Source organism: Micrococcus sp. (assembly GCF_034179925.1).
In the GTDB taxonomy this organism is placed as follows: Bacteria; Actinomycetota; Actinomycetes; order Actinomycetales; family Micrococcaceae; genus Micrococcus.
Window position 1 is genome coordinate 18,370 of sequence record NZ_JAXFPG010000026.1, and the last position, 18,609, is coordinate 36,978.

The window sequence follows — 18,609 nt, forward strand, 5'->3', positions numbered from 1 at the left end:
TGGGCCGGACCGGTGGCCCGGCGGCGTCTCAGTGCCCGGCGCGGACGGCGGCCAGCACCGCGTCGCGGATCGCGGCCATCGTCTCCGAGGTGCGGGCCTCACCGTTGTAGCGCAGGTACGGCTCGGTGTTCGAGGGACGCAGGTTGAACCACCAGGAGCCGTCCGCCGCGGACACGGTGGTGCCGTCCATGCGCTCCACCCGGGTGGCGGTGCCGGCGAAGTCCGCGTGCACGGCCTGGCCCTGCGCGGTCTGCCCGGCGGCCGGCTCGGCCCCCTGGGCGAACAGGGCGAGCACGGCCGCCACGGCGGCGTCCTTGTCCTGCACCTGCGAGTTGATCTCACCCGAGGCGAAGTACGGCTCGTACTCCTCGGCGAGCTCGCTCAGGGGCTGCTCCTGCTCGCCCAGCGCGGCCAGCACGTGCATCGCCGCGAGCATGCCGGTGTCCGCGTTGAAGAAGTCGCGGAAGTAGTAGTGCGCGGAGTGCTCCCCGCCGAACACGGCCCCCTCCTCGGCCATGACGGCCTTGATGAAGGAGTGGCCCACGCGGGTCTGCACGGCACGGCCGCCGTCGGCCTCCACCAGCTCCGGCACCGCACGGGAGGTGATGAGGTTGTGGATGATCACCGGGGTCTGCTCGCCCTCGGCCCTGGCGCGGGCGATCTCGCGGCGGGCCACCAGCGCGGTCACCGCCGAGGGGGAGACCGGCTCGCCCTTCTCGTCGATCACGAAGCAGCGGTCGGCGTCGCCGTCGAAGGCCAGGCCCAGGTCCGCGCCGCGGTTCACCACGGCCTCCTGCAGGTCCCGCAGGTTCTCCGGTTCCAGCGGGTTCGCCGGGTGGTTCGGGAAGGTGCCGTCCAGCTCGAAGTACAGCGGCTCGATGGTCAGGGGCAGGGCGGGGAGGACCTCGTCGCCCAGCACGGCCGGGGTCGTGCGCCCGGCCATGCCGTTGCCCGCGTCCACCACCACGCGCAGCGGGCGGATCCCGGTGAGGTCCACGAGCGAGCGCAGGTACTCGGCGTAGCCGCGCAGCACGTCGGACTCCTCGACTGAGCCCTCCACCTCGGCCGCAGGGATCTCGCCGGCGTCCAGGTAGGCCTGGGCGGCGTCGCGGATCTCGAACAGGCCGGTGTCCGAGGAGACCGGTACCGCCCCGGCCTTGGCCATCTTCATGCCGTTGTACTCGGCCGGGTTGTGCGAGGCGGTGAACACCACGCCCGCAGCCTGCCGGACACCCGCCACGTAGTAGAGCATGTCCGTGGAGATCAGGCCGAGGCGCTGCACCTGCCCGCCGCGGCGCATCGCACCCTCGGCGAAGGCGTCCATGAACTCCGGGGAGGACGGGCGCATGTCCCCGCCCACCAGGACGGTCTGCCCCGCCAGGCCGAGCACGTCCACGAACGCGGCACCCACGGCGCGCACGGTGTCCGCCGTGATGGTCTCGCCCACGATGCCGCGGACGTCGTAGGCCTTGAAGGAGTCGTGCAGATCGATGGCACCGGTAGAAGTAGTCACCCGACCGATGGTAATGGAACAGGCCTGCTCAGCCCCGGCTACAGTGGCCGGGTGCCGCCTACCCCATCCGACCCGCTGGAGCCGGGCACCGCCGCCTACCGTCGTCTGCTGCTGGGCCTGTTCCTGGCCGGCCTAGCCACCTTCGCACAGCTCTACGCACCCCAGGCCCTCCTGCCCCTGGTGGGGCGGGACCTCGGCGTGCCGCCGCACCAGGCCGCCCTCCTCGTCTCCGCCGCCACCCTGGGCCTGGCCCTGTCCGTGCTGCCCTGGTCCCTGGCCGGCGACCGCTGGGGGCGACGCACGGCCGTCGGCTGCTCCGTGATCCTCGCCTCCGCGCTCTCCTTGACCGTGTGGCTCGTGCCCGCCCTGGGCGGGATGATCGCGCTGCGGGTGGTCGAGGGTGCCGCCCACGGTGGAGTGGCAGGGCTCGCCGTCGCCCTGCTGGTGGAGGAGATCACCCCTCGCGCCGTGCCCCAGGCGGCGGGCACCTACGTGGCCGGCGTCACCCTGGGCGGTCTCCTCGGTCGCCTCGTGGCCCTCCCCCTCGGGGAGGCCCTGGGGTGGCGGGGCGGGCTGCTCACCGTCAGCGCGCTCGGCCTGGCCTGCGCTGTCGGGGCGCTCCTGGTGACGCCGGCCCAGCGCGCCTTCGCCCCCGCGTCCCTGTCCCCGCGCCGTCTGGCCCGCACGGTGCTCCAGCACCTGCGCTCGGTCGAGCTCGTGGCCGTGTACCTGCAGGCGACCCTCCTGATGGGCGGCTTCGTGGCCCTCTACAACTACCTCGGCTTCACCCTGCTCGCCGCGCCATTCTCCTGGCCGGTCTGGGCGGTGGGCCTGGTGTTCATCGCCTACCTGGCCGGTACGTTCTCCTCTCCGCTGGCCGGGCGCCTGGCCGCGCGCCGGGGGCGGCTGCCGGTGCTGACCGGAGCCACCTGCCTGTTCGTGGCCGGGGCGTGTCTCACCCTGGTCCCGTCGTCGTGGGCTGTGGTGGCCGGCGTCGTGGTGGCCACCGGCGGGTTCTTCGCCGCGCACGCCGTCGCCTCCGCCTGGGCGGGCACCACGCCCACCCAGGGTCGCGCGCAGTCCACGTCGCTGTACACGCTGGCCTACTACATCGGCTCCAGCGTCTTCGGTTGGGTGGGCGGGCTGGTCCATGTGGCCGCCGGATGGACGGGCACCGTGCTGATGGTCATCGGGTTGGCGCTGACGGCGCTCATGATCGCCGCCGTGGCCCTGCGCGGAGGCCCCCGGGGCCGGCTCGCGGGCTGAGGACCGCCCTCGTCGCCGTCGGGGCCTGCCCGTGCCTGACCGGGCCGTACTCGGTCCCGCCCCTAGACTGGGCGGCATGGAATATGTGGTCCCGGTCCTGTCCGTCCTGGTGATCGGCGCCCTCACCATGGCCGCCGTGCGGTGGCTGTCCGCTGGCCGCCGCGGTGGAGCCCGCCCCGCCGGTGCTGCCGCGCCGGGCCCCTCCGCCCTGGGCGGTCTGGAGGTCGGGGTGGACCGTGCCCGGCAGGCCTCCGCCCGGCTCACGGAGGCCGCGCACCGTGCGGTCTACGGGCACATCGCCCAGGGCCGGGCCCTGGACGCCCTGCACGCCTACCGTGAGCACACCGGCCGCGGCCGCCGTGACAGCCTGCTGGACGTGCAGGCGCTCGCCGCCCACCCGCAGGTGTACACCCTCCCGATGGAGCAGGAGCTCCCCGCCGACGACGCCGGCCCCCACCCCGCACCGCAGCCCGCGCCTGATGCTGTGGAGCCGGGCCACGGCCCGGGCCCCGCGCCGCAGGCGCCGCTGCCGTCGGGGGAGTCGGGCGCCGAGCCGGTGCCGGCCGACCGGGCCGGTGCGGCTGGCCCCCAGGACGAGGCCGTGCGTCGTGATGGCTCCGCGCGTCGTGAGGAGGTCGGTGCGGGGGAGCCCGTCGCAGGCGAGACCGGGGAAGGTGCCGGTGCGGAGGCGCTGACCGTCCCGGCCGAGTGGTCGGCGGCCCCGGCCCCCGAGGATCGGCCGTTCGAGGTGGACGTGGTGCGCGGTGCGGACTCCGTGCACATCTCCTCCCGGGACCTTCCTCCGTGGCTGCGGGACCAGCTCTCCGCCATGGTCCGGGACGGCAACCTCGAGTCCGCCGCCGTGCAGCTGGCCGGGCACTCGGAGCTGTCCGTGCCGGAGGCCTTCGAGCTGCTCAAGGAGCTGCGCGCCCGCCGCGAGGGCCGCACCGACTGACCCCTCCTTCGGCTGACACTCGCGCCGGGGCCCGCGAGAACGGCCCAGACATGCGAAAGCCCCCGGAACCACTGGGGTTCCGGGGGCTTCTCGCGGAGACGGGGGGATTTGAACCCCCGGTCCGACTTTCGCCGGACCCTTCATTAGCAGTGAAGTCCATTCGGCCGCTCTGGCACGTCTCCCTTCCCCATCGGTGGGCCTGCAGGCCCGTGGGGACGTCCTCCAGCTTAGCGTGGCCGGGTGCACCAGGGCAAAGGAGGCCCCGCCCGCACGGACGAGGGCCCCGGATCATCCATGATCCGGGGCCCTCGTCTCAGCGGTCACCGGGGCTCAGCCCCGGCGTGCCGGCTGTGGTGCTCGACTGCTCAGCGCAGGCGGCCGTCGCGGTCGGTGTCGCCGTCGATGGTGACGTCCTCGTGGCGCAGCTCCTCGGACACGGTCTCGGTGTCCTGGACGGTGCGCTTGCCGAGGGAGACCTTCTCGGCCTCGACGGTCTTGTTGACGACCGGGGTCTCCTCGTAGGTGGTCACCTCGACCTCGCCGTCAGCGGCGGAGTCGCGGGCCTCGGCGGAGTTCGGGTCCACGGCGACGCGCTCCACCACGACCTCCTCGCGGGTGACGGGCACCTCGACGGTCTCGGTGGTGGTGTAGGACTGCTTGCGCAGACGCACGCGGCCGGTGGCGCGGCGCTCGGTGCCGACCTGCAGGCTCTCGTCCTTCACGACGACGGAGTCGGCGTCGGCGACCTCGCGGCGCTCGGTCTCGACCACACCCGCGGCGGGGGCGTCGACGACCTCACGACGGTCGGCGTGGTCCGCGGCGGCGTAGTCCATGGAGTAGTACTCGTAGATGCGCTGCTCCTCCTCGGGGGTGAGCGAGCCGTCGGCGTCCACGTTCGGGGCGTCCTTCACGAACTCCTTGGTGTAGGGCACGGTGACGCCGTCGGCGGTGGTCTGCGCCTGCTGCAGCGGCACGAAGGTCTCCTTGGCGCCGAACAGACCGGTCTTCACGGTCACGAAGGTGGGCTCGTTGGTCACATCGTCCAGGTACACCTGGCCCACGGAGCCGATCTTCTCGCCGTCGGTGCCGAAGACGTCGCCGTTCTGGAGCTGGTCGAGCAGGTTGCGATCCATTGTGGAATCTCCTTCTGAGAGTTTCTTCTGTTCGGTTTCTTGTCCGTACAGCCAGCACCATTCCCCATGCGCTCCGGCGGCGTCAACCGCTCTCTTCCCCGGTTTCTCGATTCCCAGCCTGCTCTCAGAATCGCTGGTCACAGGGCTTCTCGCCTGGGGTTCTGTCAAGCGCTGATCGACCCCCTTCCGTCGCATAACAGATGGTCCGGGCGGGTGTCGATAGGCTGGGCGCGCCCCGGACGGGGGCGAGCGGAACGCGCGAGAGGCGCGAATGAATTCGGGAGGTTCGAATGCGGGATTCCACGGAAATACGTGAGCTCGTCGTGGTCGGCGCAGGGCCCCGCGGGGTGATGGTGCTGGAACGGCTCCTGGCCCAACTCGAGGGCATCCGCCCCGGCGACGTCCCCTCGCGGTGGCGCGTGCACGTCGTCGACCCCTTCCGCCCCGGCCCCGGCCGGGTGTGGCGCACGGACCAATCCGAGCACTTCCTGATGAACACCCCCGTCTTCTTCCCCACGGCCTCTGCTGCAGACAACCCCGGCCTGCGCCCCTCCTCCGTGGCCGTCTCCTTCGACCAGTGGCGCCGCGTGCACCCCGAGGAGAGCCTGCATGTGCTCCGCCACCAGTACCCCGCCCGCGCCGTGTACGGGCGCTACCTGCGCTCCCTCTACGGCGACGTCGTCGGCGCGCTGCGCCTGCGCCCGGAGATCGAGGAGGTCCTCGAGCACCGTGCCGAGGTCACCGCCCTGCACCCGCGGGCCGACGGCGGCGCCCGCCTCGAGCTGCGCCCGGCCCCTCTGCCCCCTGAGGCGGCCACCACCGTGCCTGCCCCGCCGGCCGAGCTCGAGGCGGACACAGTGGTGCTCTGCCTGGGCCACCAGGACGCCGAGCTCACCGCCGCCCAGCGGCGCCTGGCGCAGGCCGCCCGCACCTGGCCGGACCTGCACTACCAGGGCCCGCAGATCCCTGCAGACGTGGACTGGTCCGTCGTGGGGGACGGCGCGGACGTGCTCGTGCGCGGCATGGGACTGAACGCGTTCGACCTGCTCGCCCAGCTCACCCAGGGCCGCGGCGGCGTGTACCAGCGCACGGGGGAGGGCGCGGGCAGGGCCCTGCGGTACGAGCCCTCCGGCCGCGAACCGCGGATGCACTGGATGTCCCGGCGCGGTGTGCCCTACCTGCCGAAGGCGGAGGTGGACGCGTTCGTGCCTCGCGGCGTCTCGCTGGCGTACCTCTCGGAGGCGGCCGTCGCCGCACTGGTGCGCGAACACGGCGTCCTGGACATGGCCGAGCACATCTGGCCGCTGCTGCACCGTGACGTGGTGCGCCACTACTACGCGACCATGGTCCGGGTGCAGCCGGAGATCCTCGGCGGCCCGGTGGCCGCCCGCCGCTTCCTCGGCGAGCTCGTCGGCCTCCTGGAGGAGGCCGGCCGCGGCGCCCCGGTGACGGCCCGGCACGCCGAGGAGCTGTTGTACCGTTACGCCCCCGAGCGCCGCTTCCTGGACATCCGGGCGTACGCCGCCCCCTTCCGGGACCAGGTGTTCGCCAGCGACGAGGAGTACCAGGAGGCCGTGGCCGAGCTCATGGGCCAGGCCTGCGTCGAGGCGGCCCGCGGCGAGGACTCGCCGTTCATGATGGCCGTCGGTGCCCTCCACGCCGGACGTCTGCGGATCAAGGCGTGGGTCGCGGAGGGGCTGATCTCTGAGGCCTCGCGGATCGCCGATATCCAGGGCTGGTTCGAGCCGCTCGTGGAGGGTCTGGCCTCCGGCCCGCCCCTGTGGCGCGTCGAGCAGATGCTCGCGCTGCACCGTGCCGGGCTGCTCCGCTGGGTCGGCCCCGAGCCGGCGGTGGACGTCGACGACGTCGCCGGCCGCTTCCGGGCGCAGAGCGCCCAGGTGGGGGACGCGAACACCCTGGGGCCCGCCGTCGTCGAGGGCACCTGGCTGGTGGAGGCGATGATGCCCGCCAACCGGGTGGAGGCCGCCGTCTCGCCGCTGATCCGCCAGATGCTCGCCGACGGGGTGGCCGCTACCGGCTCCTGGGAGGACGAGGAGGGCTCGCGGCGCTCCACCCCCGGGTTCGACGTCACCGCGCGCCCCTACCGGCTGCGTGCCGCCGACGGGACGGTCCACGAGCGGATCCTCGTGCTGGGCCTGCAGCTGGCCGGGGTGCAGTGGGGTACCGCCATCGCCGCCGAGGCGGGTGCGGAGGCCTCCGGGCGGGCGATGTTCCTCGCCGACGCCGACGCCGCCGCCCGCTCCGTGCTGGCCGGCTGACCCGGCAGGGCACACCAGAGGGGGGCCGACCGGCTGATGTCGGTCGGCCCCCTCTGTGCGTCTGCCTGCGGGGTGCCCGGGGGCGTTCCCCCGCGAGGGGGTCCGTTCGAGTCAGCGAGCGGAGGACAGACGACGGCGCAGCAGCGCCAGCACACCGGCTCCCAGGGCACCCAGGCCAGCGAGGGGCCACAGGACGTCGGCGCCGGTCTCGACCCGGCGGGGCACCTCGTGGTGCTCGTCCGTCACAGTGGGCTCGGCCCCCGGGGCGGAGGGCTCGGCCGGCCGGGTGGTCTCAGCGACGGGAGCGGGCTCAGCGACGGGGGCGGGCTCGGCGGTCGGCTCCGGCGTGCTCACCGGCTCCGAGTGCTCCGAGGAGGCCGGGACCGGGGCCACCGGAGCGGTGGGCTGAGCGGGTGCCTCCGAGCCGTCCGGCTGGGAGGGGTGGACCGGGGCCTCGGACTCGGTCGGCTCCGCCGGGGCGGAGGGCTCGGCCGGCCGGGTGGGCTCAGCGGGCTGTGCCGGCTCGCTGGGCTGAGCAGGCTCCGTCGGCTCCACAGGCATGCTGGGCTCAGCAGGCTCAGCAGGCTCAGCAGGCTCGGCCGGCGTCGTCGAAGCCGTCACCTCGAGGACGTGGCGCACCACGCTGGTGGTGCCGTCGGCGTAGCGCACCGTCATCACGAGCTCCCCGGCGCCCGCGGTCTGCGGCGCGGCGATGCCCGAGAGGGTCACGGACTCCTCGCCCGCCGCCACCGGCACGGACCCCAGCTCGACGGACTGCCCGCCGGCCGGTACGAAGGCGACGTCCACCGCGGTCGGGGCAGGGGCGCCGTCGGAATCGATCATGAGATCGCCCAGGGTGAGCACGATCTGCTTCCCAGCGGCCACGGCGCCCGGGGCATCCGTGATGGGCACACCCTGCTTGGTGAAGTCCGGGTGTACGGCGCCGTCCGCCGCCTCCTGCGCGCGGGCATAGGAGAGCACCGCGGTGGTGTCCAGCACACCCAGGTCCACGAAGTTCTCGCGGCCGACCGCGAACGCCGAGTAGCCGTCGGGGGCCTTGGCCGGATCGCCCATGGAGACCCACGTGTCGTCCGAGAGGAACGACTGCGTGGCCACGGTGTACATGCGGTCCATCACGAGCGGCTCACCGTCGACCCACACGCCGGTCACCTTCTCCCCCTGGGGGCGGGCGTCGTCGTAGGTCCAGGTCAGGCCCTCGGACCAGGCGAGGGTGAACGTCCGCTCCCCATCGCGCCAGTTCTGCTCGAGCGCGGCCTTGATGGAGGAGCCAGGCAGGTCGAAGTAGGTCAGGGTGTTGCCGAACGGGGCGACGTCCATCACCTCGCCCATCGTCAGGGCGCCGGCCAGGTCCGCGGGCTTGGGCGTGAAGGTGCCCCCCGAGTTGAAGCGGTCCACGAACAGCTCGGAGCGCACGCTGCCCGGGTTCATGACGGCGAGGTCCACCTCCGGGTTGGCCGCGGAGACCGAGTGCTTGATGGAGTTCGCCACCCAGTTGCCCAGGGTGGTCTCGGCCGTGCGGGTGCCGCCGGCCCGCCACGTGCCGCCCGCGGCGATCCGCGTGGCGTAGTCCGTGGTGATGTCCCCGGAGATGGTGGCGATGCGCTGGGACTTCATGTCCTCGAAGACCGCCACCGCCTCCTGCTCGATCCGGTAGACCTCGGCGGTCACGGGGGACTCAGCGGCGGCCTCGGCGGGGGCCTGGGTGGAGCGCGGCAGCAGCTGGGCGGTGGTGTCCACCACCTGGCCCGAGGCGTCCAGGGTGATCTCGACGGCGGCCAGGTCGCTGCCCGAGGCGCCCGCCTGCATCACGGGGCGGGGGACCCCGCCGTTGTCTGTGGTGTGGGAGTACAGCCGGTGGGTGTGGCCGTTGAAGATCACGTCCACCGCCGGATCGGTGTCCTGCACGATGCGGTCGAAGATCTCGCGGTGGCCCAGCTCCTGAGCGAGCGGGCGGGTGCCGGCGGCGCCGTCGTGGTAGGAGGCCACGATCACGTCCGCGGTGCCGGCGGCCTGGATGCGGCGAGCCTCCGCGTTGACGGCGTCCACCATGTCCTCCACGAGGCTGCCGCGCAGGCCGGCGCCGGTGGTGGTCGCGTACAGATCGTTCGGGGCAGCACCGATCACGGCGACCCGCACGCCGTCGACGTCCAGGATCTGCGAGGGGGCGAGCACGGGGCGGCCGGTGGCGGGGTCCAGCACGTTGGCGGCGATCACGGGGAAGTCCGCCCGTGAAGCCACCCGGCCCTGAAGGTCGTCCAGGCCCCGGTCGAACTCGTGGTTGCCGGCCGTGAGGGCCTGCAGTCCGAGGGCGTTCATGATGTCGATGGTCGGGGTGTCCTGCTGCACGTTGGACACCGAGGCGGAGCCGCCGATCAGGTCTCCGGCGCTCGTGAGCAGCACGGACCCGGCCCCGTGGCGGGCCTCGAAGGCGGTGCGGTAGTCCTCCACCGTGTCCGCGAACTGGGTGCCCGCGTAGTCCGGGGAGAGGGCACCGTGGAAGTCGTTGAACGAGAGGATCGAGATGGTGCGGGTGCCGTCGGCGGCCTCCACGGCCATCGCGGGTGCCGAGGCGGCGGGGGCCAGCACGAGCGTGGTGCAGGCGACGGCGGCGGCGGCGCGGCGGTGGAACAGGCTGCTCTGGCGGGTGCGGGGCGAGCGCGGCATGGGTGGGACTCCCGGGGAACGGGCGCCGGCGCCATGACGCACGGGGCGGAGGCCGGCGCGGAGGGGTGGAGCGGCGCGGGCACGGGACCCGCGCATCGTCACCACCAGACCATAGCCACATGTCATCTCGGTGAACGCTGTGTTCCGTCCGGGGACGATCCGCGTGAGGCTCCGGTGCCGCACGCCACTGTCCCGCGCCGCCGGCCACGGTTCGGCCGCACAGGGGGCCTGAACGGGCCGGCCGGCGCGAGGCGGAGCGGATGAGAATCCTGCATCATGCCCAGTCAGAAGCGGATGGTGGGGGATTCGAACCCCCGGCACGGGGTCACCGCGCAACGGTTTTCAAGACCGTCTCCTTCGGCCGCTCGGACAACCATCCCTCGGACCGGCCGGGGCACAGAGGGCCGCGGGGTCCGCGGGGTCCACTCTAGCCGGTGGTCCCGGGTCCGGCCGGTGGCCCCGGGACGCCCGCGGGGGAGAGGATGGACGTCCACGCACCGCGCACGCGGGCCCGAGCGTCCGCGGCGGCACCCGCCGCCCCACGGAGGAGGACATACATGGAGCCGACGACGCCGGCCGTCCCGTCGCGAGGCCGCACCCGCACCCCGGGGGCGCGTCGATGAGGGGCCCGCTCGCCCGGCTGCGGCAGTCCCGGGCCGACGACCGCGAGCTCGGCACCGGCCTGTGGCGGCGCGGCCACGACCGCTTCGCCCGGGCCCTGGAGCGGTACTGGCAGGTGGTGCTGGACGAGCGCTCCGCCTCAACGCTCACCCCCGAGCAGCGCAACGGGGTGGTCCACGCCGGCAACGTGCTCGCCGAGGCGCTGCCGCGGGTGCGGAGGCTCTGCGCCCGGCTGCGGGCCACGCATCCCGGCGACGACGAGCAGCGGGTCCCGCCGGCGGCGGCCGACGCCCACCGGGAGCTCTCCCGGGCCTCCCACGAGCTGGCCGCGACGGCCCAGGCGGCCGCCATGTTCCGGCTCGGTCAGGGCTCCTCCGACGCCGTCGGGCGCCACGCCGAGCGCACCCTCGCCCACGTGGCCCGCGCCGAGGCACTGTCCGGGCGGGCCTGAGCCCGGGCCGCACCCCCGGAACGACGAAGGACCCCGCCGCACGGAGGCGACGGGGTCCTGTGGAGCCCCCTGCCGGATTCGAACCGGCGACCTGCTCTTTACGAGGGAGCTGCTCTGGCCAGCTGAGCTAAGGAGGCACATGGCCGACATCGGCCACGGCTGACCACTTTACCCTGTCCGGCCCTGCGAGATCAAAGCACCCGGGCGCCGTCGCCACGGGATCGTGGCCGGATCCTCCGCGGACGTTCACACGCCGTCCACGCGGAGGTCAGCTCCGGCCAGCGGACTGGGAGCCCACGCCGGCCCGTAGCCCCTGCGCCACCGGGCTGCCCCCCTCCCACCTCCGCCGGAGCCGCCGCATGAGACTGCACCCCGACGTCCGCCCCGCCACCGCTCCCCGACCCGCAACCCCGGCCCGGACACACGTGCGCCCGCAACTCGCCGTCGTCGACATGTCCGGCACCACACGGGGTCACGGCCCTGCCCGGGGCCGAGGAGGTGCTGGGCCGGCTGCGGGGGCTGGGGCTGGACCTCTGCCTCTGCACGGGGTTCGCCCGCCACACCCAGAACATGATCCTGGAGTCGCTGGGCTGGATGGGCCTGGAGGGCGTGCGCTCGGTGGTGACCGTGGGGGACACCGCCGCGGACGTCCTCGCAGGCCGCCGGGCGGGGCCGGCACGGTGGTCGGCGTCCTCACCGGGCAGGACTCCGAGACCCGGCTCCGGGAGGCCGGCGCGGACCATGTGGTGGACTCCGTGGCCCAGGTGCCCGCCCTCGTGGCGGCGGCCCTGGCCTGAGCCGTTCACCGGCCGGGGCGGCCCCGGCGGCGAGGGATCAGCGCCAGCATCAGCGCCTCGACCGCCAGCTGCTCGGGCACGTTCCCGGCCAACCGCTCCCGGGCCGTGGTGACGGCGTCGATGCGGGTTACCACCTCCGCAGAGGTCCCGGCGGGGCCGGCCGCGTAGCGCTCCACCTCCGCCCGGCGGTGCTCGTTCACGAGCTCGCCCTCCGCCCCGAGCTGCACGCGCAGCACGTCCCGGAACAGGCCGATCAGGTCCACCATGGCGCGGTCCAGGGCGTCCCGGGTGGAGCGCTTGCGCCGGCGGGCCTGATCCTCCTCGAGCCGCTTCACCTGCTGGCGCAGCTTCGGCGGCACCGGCTCATCCTCCGTGAGGCCGAGCTGACGCCGCAGGGTCGCCAGCTCGGCGGCGTCGCGGGCCTGCGCGGAGGACTCCGCCTCGGCGGCCGAGACCCGCACGAGCTCCGCGGCGGTCTCCATCGCCGTGGACACCGCGGTGGCTCGCAGGGGCAGGGAGACCACCTCCTCGCGCCGGCGCAGCGCCTCCGGGTCCCGGGCCAGCCGGCGGGCCACCCCCACATGGGACTGGGCGATGCGCGCGGTCAGCAGCGCCGTGTCCGGGTCCACGCCGTCCCGGCGCACCAGCAGCTCCGCCACCTCACAGACCTCCGGGATGCGCAGGCCCACCAGCCGGCACCGGGAGCGGATGGTCGGCAGCACGTCCGCCGGGGAGGGGGCGCACAGCATCCAGATGGTTCGCGGGGGCGGCTCCTCGATCGCTTTGAGCAGCACGTTGGTGGCCCGCTCGGTCATGCGGTCCGCGTCCTCCATCACGAACACCCGCCACCGCCCGGTGGCCGGGGCCGACTGCCCGGCCTCCACGAGCTCCCGGACGTCCTCGATCCGATAGGACACCGCCTCCGTAGCGAGCACCGTGACGTCCGGGTGGGTGCCGGCCAGGCACGTGCGGCACGCATGGCAGCGGCCGCAGCCCCGCGCGTCGGGGGCGGCCTGCTCGCACTGCAGCGCCGCGGCGAAGGCCCGGGCCGCGGAGGAGCGCCCCGACCCCGGAGGCCCGGTGAACAGCCAGGCGTGGGTCGGCCGGTCCTCGACCGCGGCCCGGCGCAGCTGCTCGACGGCGGCCCCCTGCCCGGGCAGGTCCGCGAACGCCTCGGGCACCCCCGCCGAAGCCCCCTCCGGTGCCGCGCTCACGCCCGGCCCCCGCCCGACCGGGGCTGCCCGCCCGGCTCGCGCTCCAGGGCCGTCAGACGCGTCAGCACCGCCTCCGTCAGGGCCTCGGCGGGGGCGGCGGCCTCCAGCACGAGGTACCGCTGCGGCCAGGCCTGCGCCCGCGCCCGGAACGCGGCCCGCAGGGTCTCGTGTGCGGCCGCGGTCTCCTGCTCCATCCGGTCCGGCCCCTGACCGGTGCCGGTGTGCCGGCCCGCCCGCCGCCCGGCGGCCGTGGCGGCGTCCACGTCCAGCAGCACCGTCAGGTCCGGCTCCAGGCCCTGGGTGGCCCACACGTTCAGCTCGGCGATGCGCTCGGCCCCCAGCCCTCGCACCGCCCCCTGGTAGGCGATCGAGGAGTCCACGTAGCGGTCCGTGAGCACCACCGTGCCAGCCGCGAGCGCCGGGCGCACGGTCCGCTCCACGTGGGCGGCACGGGCCGCCGCGAACAGCAGGGCCTCGGTGCGCGGGTCCACGGGGGCGTGGGCCGGGTCCAGCAACAGCCCGCGCAGGGCCTCGCTGAGGTCCGAGCCGCCGGGCTCGCGGGTCAGCAGCACCTGCCGGCCCCGGGCACGCAGGGCCTCGGCGACGGCGCGCGCCTGGGTGGACTTGCCGGAGCCGTCCGCGCCCTCGAAGGCGACGAACAGTCCGGGTCGTTCGGATCCGGGGGTCTGCGGGGAGGTGCTCACCCTCCGAGGGTAGACGGGGCGGCGGACGCCGTGAGCGGTCCGCCCGGCGCGGAGGCGGCGGGCGCCGTCGTCGCCCTGCCGCCTACACTGGCAGGCATGATGCTCAGCGCCCCCATGGCCTTCGCGATGACGGTCGAGTTCTGGCTGTTCCTCCTGCTCAAGGTCGTGGCCCTCGGCCTGGAGGTGTGGGCGGTCGCGGATGCCGCCCTCCGCCCCGCCGAGGCCTTCGTGCGCGCCGGTGAGCGCACCAAGACGTTCTGGCTCCTGCTCACGGGCGGGGCGCTGGCGGTCGGCCTGCTGACCACGCGCCTGATCGCGGGCTTCGACATGTTCAGCCTCGCGGCGCTGTGTGTGGCGGCCGTCTACCTGGCCGGTCCGCGTGAGCGGATGGCCCCCCGCACCCGCCGCTGAGCGATCCGGGAGCGGATCCGTCCGCCCCGACGCACCGCCCTCACGACGACGGCGCCACCGCCTCCCAGCGCACGCTGACCTCGCCGCGCCGCCACTGGCGCTCGCGCCCGAGCACGGGCCACCCGGCCGCGCGCAGGGCGCGGACGGTCGCGAGCCACCGCTGCCGCGCCCCGTGGACGGCGAGGGGTGCGTGGTGGGTCCAGGCGGCGTCGGCGTCGGCGAGCAGCCGGTGCACGGGCTCGCCGGGCACGTGCCGGTGGATGAGGGCCTTGGGCAGTCGCTCGGCCACGTCGGAGGGCCGCTCGAAGGCCCCGAGCCGCATCGCCAGGGTGAGGGAGGCCGGGCCGTCCGGGCGCAGGTCCACCCAGGCGGCGCGGCGGCCGTCTTCGGAGCAGGTGCCCTCCACGAGCACCCCGTGAGGGGCGAGGCGGGAGCGCAGCAGCGCCCAGATCTCCGGGACGTCCTCCTCCCGGTACTGGCGCAGCACGTTGAAGGCGCGCACCACGGTCGGCGGGCGGTCCGTGGCCAGCTCGAACCCGCCCAGCGCCCAGTCCAGCCCCGGTGCGGGCGGGGCGACAGCGCGGGCGTGGGCCACGCGCTCCGGGTCGATCTCCATGCCCACCAGCTGCAGGCCGGGGGCCACGGCGCGCAGCCGGGTGTGCATCTCGACGGCGGTGACCGGTTCGGCGCCGAAGCCGAGGTCCACGGCCAGGGGCGTCGGCTCGGCGCGCAGCCGGGCGGCGTGGACGTCGGTGAGCCAGCGGTCCACGCGGCGCATGCGCTGGGCGGCGGTGGTGCCGCGGGTGATGTGCCCCTGGGGGCGGGCCCCGCGGGCCCCGGTGCGGGCGGGGCGGCCCCCGAGCAGCAGCCGTCGCGCCTTCTGGACCATGGGCGTCAGCCTAGCCATGGCCTGGGAGTGGAAGAGACCTAGGATGGCCGCATGGCTGAGACCTACAACCTGATCCTGCTGCGGCACGGTCAGAGCGACTGGAACGAGAAGAACCTCTTCACGGGCTGGGTGGACGTGCCCCTCACGGAGAAGGGCCGTGCCGAGGCCGCCCGGGGTGGTGAGCTGCTCGCCGCCGAGGGGCTGCTGCCGGACGTGCTGCACACCTCCCTGCTGAAGCGGGCCATCACGACGGCGAACCTCGCCCTCGAGGCCGCGGACCGCCAGTGGATCCCCGTGAAGCGCTCCTGGCGCCTGAATGAGCGCCACTACGGCGCCTTGCAGGGCAAGGACAAGGCGCAGGTGAAGGAGGAGTTCGGCGAGGAACAGTTCATGGTGTGGCGTCGCTCCTTCGACGTCCCGCCGCCGCCCCTGGAGGACGACTCCGAGTTCTCGCAGGCCGGGGACGAGCGCTACCGGGACATCGGCCCGGCCGCCCCGCGCACGGAGGCCCTCAAACAGGTCATCGACCGGCTGCTGCCGTACTGGCAGGAGCAGATCGTCCCGGATCTGAAGGCGGGCCGGACGGTGCTGGTGGCCGCGCACGGCAACTCGCTGCGTGCCCTGGTCAAGCACCTGGACGGCATCTCGGACGACGAGATCGCCGGCCTGAACATCCCCACGGGCATCCCGCTGCACTACGAGCTGGACGCGGACCTGAAGCCGGTGACCCCGCGCGGGCGCTACCTGGACCCGGAGGCTGCGGCCGCCGGTGCAGCCGCGGTGGCCGCCCAGGGCGACAAGCACTGAGCCCCTCCGCCTCCGCCTCAGCGGGCCCGGGAGCCGGTCAGGACCGACCGGTCTCGGGCCCGCCGTGCGCCGTCCACTCCCCGGTCACGAGGTAGCGGGTCTTGTCCGCCACGGAGACCCCGTGGTCGGTGAACCGCTCGAGGTAGCGGGAGGCGAGGGTGACGTCCGTGGTGGTGGCCGGCGTCGCCGTCCACGAGGGGGCCGCGATGGCGCGGAACACGGAGGCGTGCAGCTCGTTCATGCGCGTGTTGACCGCGTCCACGCGGTCAGCGTGCACCAGGTCCCGGGAGTCGAGCAGCATCACGGTCTCCTCGGCCACCTCGACGGCGGCGTCGGCCATCCGCGCGAACAGCTCCTGCACGCAGTCGGGGAGCACGTGTTCGGGGTAGCGCAGCCGGGTGAGCTGGGCGATGTGGCGGGCGAGGTCGCCCATGCGCTCGAGCGAGGCGCTCATCCGCAGGCTCGCGACGACGGCCCGCAGGTCCGTGGCGACGGGCGCCTGGAGGGCGAGCAGGCGCACGGCCTGCTCGTCCAGGGTGTTCTGGAGCCGGTCGATCCGAGCGTCCTCGGAGATGACCTGCTGGGCCAGGTGGACGTCGGCGCTCTCCAGCGCGGTGCGGGCGTCCAGGATGGCGCGGTGGACGAGCCGGGCGATCTCCGTGAGGTCGCGGGAGAGGCGACGCAGCTCGATCCGGTACTGCTCCCGCATGGGTGGCTCCTGTCCGGGTGGGTGAGGCGGTCGGCGTGCGACGAAACCCTGATGCTCCCACCCCTGGATGAACGCCACGTGAACACGCGTCGACCGCGGTCTGACGCACCTGTGGCCGCTGTCGGGGCCGTCCCGGGCGGCTAGGCTGAGACCGTGGATCCCGTCATCATCGGCCTGCTCTGCGGCGCGGTCGGACTGTTCATCGGCGTGGCCTCCATGCTCGCCTTCCGGGCATCCGAGCGCTCCCGGGCCGTGGACCTCGCGGTCGAGGAGCCCACCCTCACCCCGGGAGCGGCGGAGGTGCTCTCCGTGATCGGCCGCGCCTACGTCGTCGTGGACGCCGTGGACGGCGTCGTGCGGGCCAACCCCTCCGCCTACGCCTTCGGCCTCGTGCGCGGCCACTCGCTCGTGCACGCCGAGCTGGCGGAGCTGACCGGCAGCGTGCGCGCCGACGGCGTGATCCTCGAGCGCCGCCTCGAGCTCTCCCGGGGCCCGCTGGGCCGCTCGAGCATCGTGGTGGAGGTGCGGGTCGCCCCCCTGGACGAGGAGTACATCCTCATCCTCGCCGACGATCGCACGGACCTGACCCGCACAGAGGCCATGCGGCACGACTTCGTGGTGAACGTCTCCCACGAGCTCAAGACCCCCGTGGGCGCGATCTCCCTGCTCTCCGAGGCCATCGCCGACGCCGCCGAGGACGAGGACGCCGTGCGCCGCTTCGCCGGCCGGCTGGGGGTGGAGTCGACCCGCCTGGCCGCGCTCGTGCAGGACATCATCGAGTTCTCCCGGCTGCAGGCCAAGGACGTGGTGCAGGAGGGTCGCGCCGTGGACCTGGAGGCGCTCGTGGTCGACGCCGTGGACCGGCTCCGGCTGACCGCCGAGGCCCGGGGCATCGAGATCAAGGTCGGAGGCCATGTCCGCAACCCCGTGCACGGGGACCCCGACCAGCTGCTCACCGCCGTGCGCAACCTCGTGGACAACGCCGTGCGCTACTCCCCGGAGGGCACCACGGTGGGCGTCGGCCTGGCCTCCAGGGACGGGCTCGCGCAGGTGACCGTCACAGACCAGGGCATGGGCATCCCCCCGGAGGAGCAAGAGCGGGTCTTCGAGCGCTTCTACCGGGTGGATGCGGCCCGGTCCCGGCAGACCGGCGGCACCGGCCTCGGCCTGAGCATCGTCAAGCACGTGGTGCGCAACCACGGCGGCGAGGTCACCCTCTGGTCGGAGCCCGGGCGCGGCTCCACCTTCACCATCCGACTCCCCGAGTGGGAGGACGCCGCCCCCGGTGTCCTCGACGACTCGGCGCACCCCGCCCCCGAGCGTCGCGGCCGTGCCGCGGCCGCCGCCTCCCGGAAGGAGCTCAGCGCATGAGCCGCATCCTGATCGTCGAGGACGAGGAGTCCTTCAGCGACCCCCTCTCCTACCTCCTCACGAAGGAGGGGTTCGAGGTGGAGGTCGCCGCGGACGGGAACACCGCCCTGGAGGAGTTCGAGCGCAGCGGGGCGGACCTGATCCTGCTGGACCTCATGCTCCCGGGGATGTCCGGCACGGAGGTCTGCCGCCAGGTGCGCCAGCGCTCCAACGTGCCGGTGATCATGCTGACCGCCAAGGACTCGGAGATCGACAAGGTGGTGGGCCTCGAGCTGGGCGCGGACGACTACGTGACCAAGCCGTACTCCTCGCGTGAGCTCGTGGCGCGTGTGCGGGCGGTGCTGCGCCGGCGGGGGGAGCCGGAGGAGCTGGTGTCCTCCACCGTGGCCGCGGGCCCGGTGCGGATGGACGTGGAGCGGCATGTGGTGTCCGTGGAGGGCGAGCAGGTGGCGCTGCCGCTCAAGGAGTTCGAGCTCCTGGAGATGCTGCTGCGCAATGCGGGCCGGGTGCTCACGCGCGGGCAGCTGATCGACCGGGTGTGGGGGTCCGACTACGTGGGGGACACCAAGACCCTCGACGTCCACGTGAAGCGGCTGCGCTCGAAGATCGAGCCCGACCCGTCGAGCCCGCGGTACATCGTGACCGTGCGCGGCCTGGGCTACAAGTTCGAGGCCTGAGCCGGCGGTCCCGCCTCGGCGGGTCGAGGCCTCCGGCCCTCCCCAGGACGACGGCGCCCCCCACCCCCCCCCGGGCGGGGGGGGGGCCCGGGGGGGGTGACGGCCGGGCCCCGGGGCGGGCCCCGCC

Annotated in this window: 15 protein-coding genes and 3 tRNA genes; 8 read left to right on the forward strand and 10 right to left on the reverse strand. The window is 74.1% G+C overall.

Translation table 11 applies throughout. The features are described from left to right. Nucleotides 1-28: 28 nt before the first annotated feature. A complete protein-coding gene (gene manB / locus SPI96_RS04730) occupies nt 29-1,513 on the reverse strand; it encodes a phosphomannomutase/phosphoglucomutase (protein ID WP_321081216.1) in 1,485 nt (494 codons plus the stop codon). 51 nt (nt 1,514-1,564) lie between these two features. Between manB and SPI96_RS04735 the strand changes: the two genes are divergently transcribed. Next, nucleotides 1,565-2,779 carry an MFS transporter gene (locus SPI96_RS04735; RefSeq protein WP_321081217.1) on the forward strand — a complete coding sequence of 405 codons (1,215 nt, stop codon included), beginning with the start codon at nt 1,565-1,567 and terminating at the stop codon, nt 2,777-2,779. Between the two features lie 76 nt (nt 2,780-2,855). After that, nucleotides 2,856-3,734, forward strand: coding sequence for a hypothetical protein (locus tag SPI96_RS04740; protein ID WP_321081218.1), 879 nt, complete (start codon nt 2,856-2,858; stop codon nt 3,732-3,734). 93 nt (nt 3,735-3,827) lie between these two features. Here the strand turns inward: SPI96_RS04740 and SPI96_RS04745 are convergent. Together SPI96_RS04745 and SPI96_RS04750 are read right to left on the reverse strand one after the other, a co-directional pair. Continuing rightward, nucleotides 3,828-3,916: transfer RNA gene (locus SPI96_RS04745), tRNA-Ser, on the reverse strand. A gap of 183 nt (nt 3,917-4,099) precedes the next feature. After that, on the reverse strand, nt 4,100-4,867 hold the full coding sequence (locus SPI96_RS04750; RefSeq protein WP_321081219.1) for a PRC and DUF2382 domain-containing protein: 768 nt from the start codon (nt 4,865-4,867) through the stop codon (nt 4,100-4,102). Between the two features lie 290 nt (nt 4,868-5,157). Here SPI96_RS04750 and SPI96_RS04755 point away from each other — a divergent pair, with 290 nt between their 5' ends. After that, nucleotides 5,158-7,146, forward strand: coding sequence for an FAD/NAD(P)-binding protein (locus tag SPI96_RS04755; protein ID WP_321081220.1), 1,989 nt, complete (start codon nt 5,158-5,160; stop codon nt 7,144-7,146). A 111-nt stretch (nt 7,147-7,257) separates the two neighbouring features. Here SPI96_RS04755 and SPI96_RS04760 read toward each other — a convergent pair whose 3' ends face one another. Beyond that, the gene (locus SPI96_RS04760; RefSeq protein WP_321081221.1) at nt 7,258-9,831 is read right to left on the reverse strand and encodes a bifunctional metallophosphatase/5'-nucleotidase; all 2,574 of its coding nucleotides are present in this window, start codon (nt 9,829-9,831) and stop codon (nt 7,258-7,260) included. 291 nt (nt 9,832-10,122) lie between these two features. Further along, nucleotides 10,123-10,210, reverse strand: a tRNA-Ser gene (locus SPI96_RS04765). Between the two features lie 240 nt (nt 10,211-10,450). Between SPI96_RS04765 and SPI96_RS04770 the strand changes: the two genes are divergently transcribed. Continuing rightward, entirely contained in the window at nt 10,451-10,903 is a 453-nt protein-coding gene (locus SPI96_RS04770; RefSeq protein WP_321081222.1) for a hypothetical protein, read from the forward strand. A gap of 60 nt (nt 10,904-10,963) precedes the next feature. On the opposite strand, the gene SPI96_RS04775 is transcribed toward SPI96_RS04770, so the two are convergent. From SPI96_RS04775 to tmk, 3 genes are all read right to left on the reverse strand, one after another. Beyond that, nucleotides 10,964-11,040, reverse strand: a tRNA-Thr gene (locus SPI96_RS04775). Nucleotides 11,041-11,705: 665 nt separating this feature from the next. After that, nucleotides 11,706-12,914 (reverse strand): DNA polymerase III subunit delta', encoded by a 1,209-nt coding sequence (locus tag SPI96_RS04780; protein WP_321081223.1) that lies wholly within the window; start codon nt 12,912-12,914, stop codon nt 11,706-11,708. After that, nucleotides 12,911-13,618 carry a dTMP kinase gene (gene tmk / locus SPI96_RS04785; protein ID WP_321081224.1) on the reverse strand — a complete coding sequence of 236 codons (708 nt, stop codon included), beginning with the start codon at nt 13,616-13,618 and terminating at the stop codon, nt 12,911-12,913. Before tmk ends, SPI96_RS04780 begins: the two co-directional genes overlap by 4 nt. A gap of 30 nt (nt 13,619-13,648) precedes the next feature. On the opposite strand from tmk, the gene SPI96_RS04790 reads away from it, so the two are divergent. Further along, on the forward strand, nt 13,649-14,029 hold the full coding sequence (locus SPI96_RS04790) for a DUF2516 family protein (RefSeq protein WP_321081225.1): 381 nt from the start codon (nt 13,649-13,651) through the stop codon (nt 14,027-14,029). Between the two features lie 40 nt (nt 14,030-14,069). Here SPI96_RS04790 and SPI96_RS04795 read toward each other — a convergent pair whose 3' ends face one another. Beyond that, nucleotides 14,070-14,918 (reverse strand): class I SAM-dependent methyltransferase, encoded by an 849-nt coding sequence (locus SPI96_RS04795; RefSeq protein WP_321081226.1) that lies wholly within the window; start codon nt 14,916-14,918, stop codon nt 14,070-14,072. A 51-nt stretch (nt 14,919-14,969) separates the two neighbouring features. Between SPI96_RS04795 and SPI96_RS04800 the strand changes: the two genes are divergently transcribed. After that, on the forward strand, nt 14,970-15,725 hold the full coding sequence (locus SPI96_RS04800) for a phosphoglyceromutase (RefSeq protein ID WP_321081227.1): 756 nt from the start codon (nt 14,970-14,972) through the stop codon (nt 15,723-15,725). A 37-nt stretch (nt 15,726-15,762) separates the two neighbouring features. Here the strand turns inward: SPI96_RS04800 and phoU are convergent, their stop codons facing one another. Continuing rightward, entirely contained in the window at nt 15,763-16,434 is a 672-nt protein-coding gene (gene phoU / locus SPI96_RS04805; protein WP_321081228.1) for a phosphate signaling complex protein PhoU, read from the reverse strand. 153 nt (nt 16,435-16,587) lie between these two features. On the opposite strand from phoU, the gene SPI96_RS04810 reads away from it, so the two are divergent. Both SPI96_RS04810 and SPI96_RS04815 read left to right on the forward strand, forming a co-directional pair. Continuing rightward, nucleotides 16,588-17,805, forward strand: coding sequence for a sensor histidine kinase (locus SPI96_RS04810; RefSeq protein ID WP_321081229.1), 1,218 nt, complete (start codon nt 16,588-16,590; stop codon nt 17,803-17,805). Beyond that, the gene (locus tag SPI96_RS04815; protein ID WP_321081230.1) at nt 17,802-18,482 is read left to right on the forward strand and encodes a response regulator transcription factor; all 681 of its coding nucleotides are present in this window, start codon (nt 17,802-17,804) and stop codon (nt 18,480-18,482) included. The genes SPI96_RS04810 and SPI96_RS04815 overlap by 4 nt, the downstream gene beginning before the upstream one ends. The last annotated feature ends 127 nt before the right edge of the window (nt 18,483-18,609 follow it).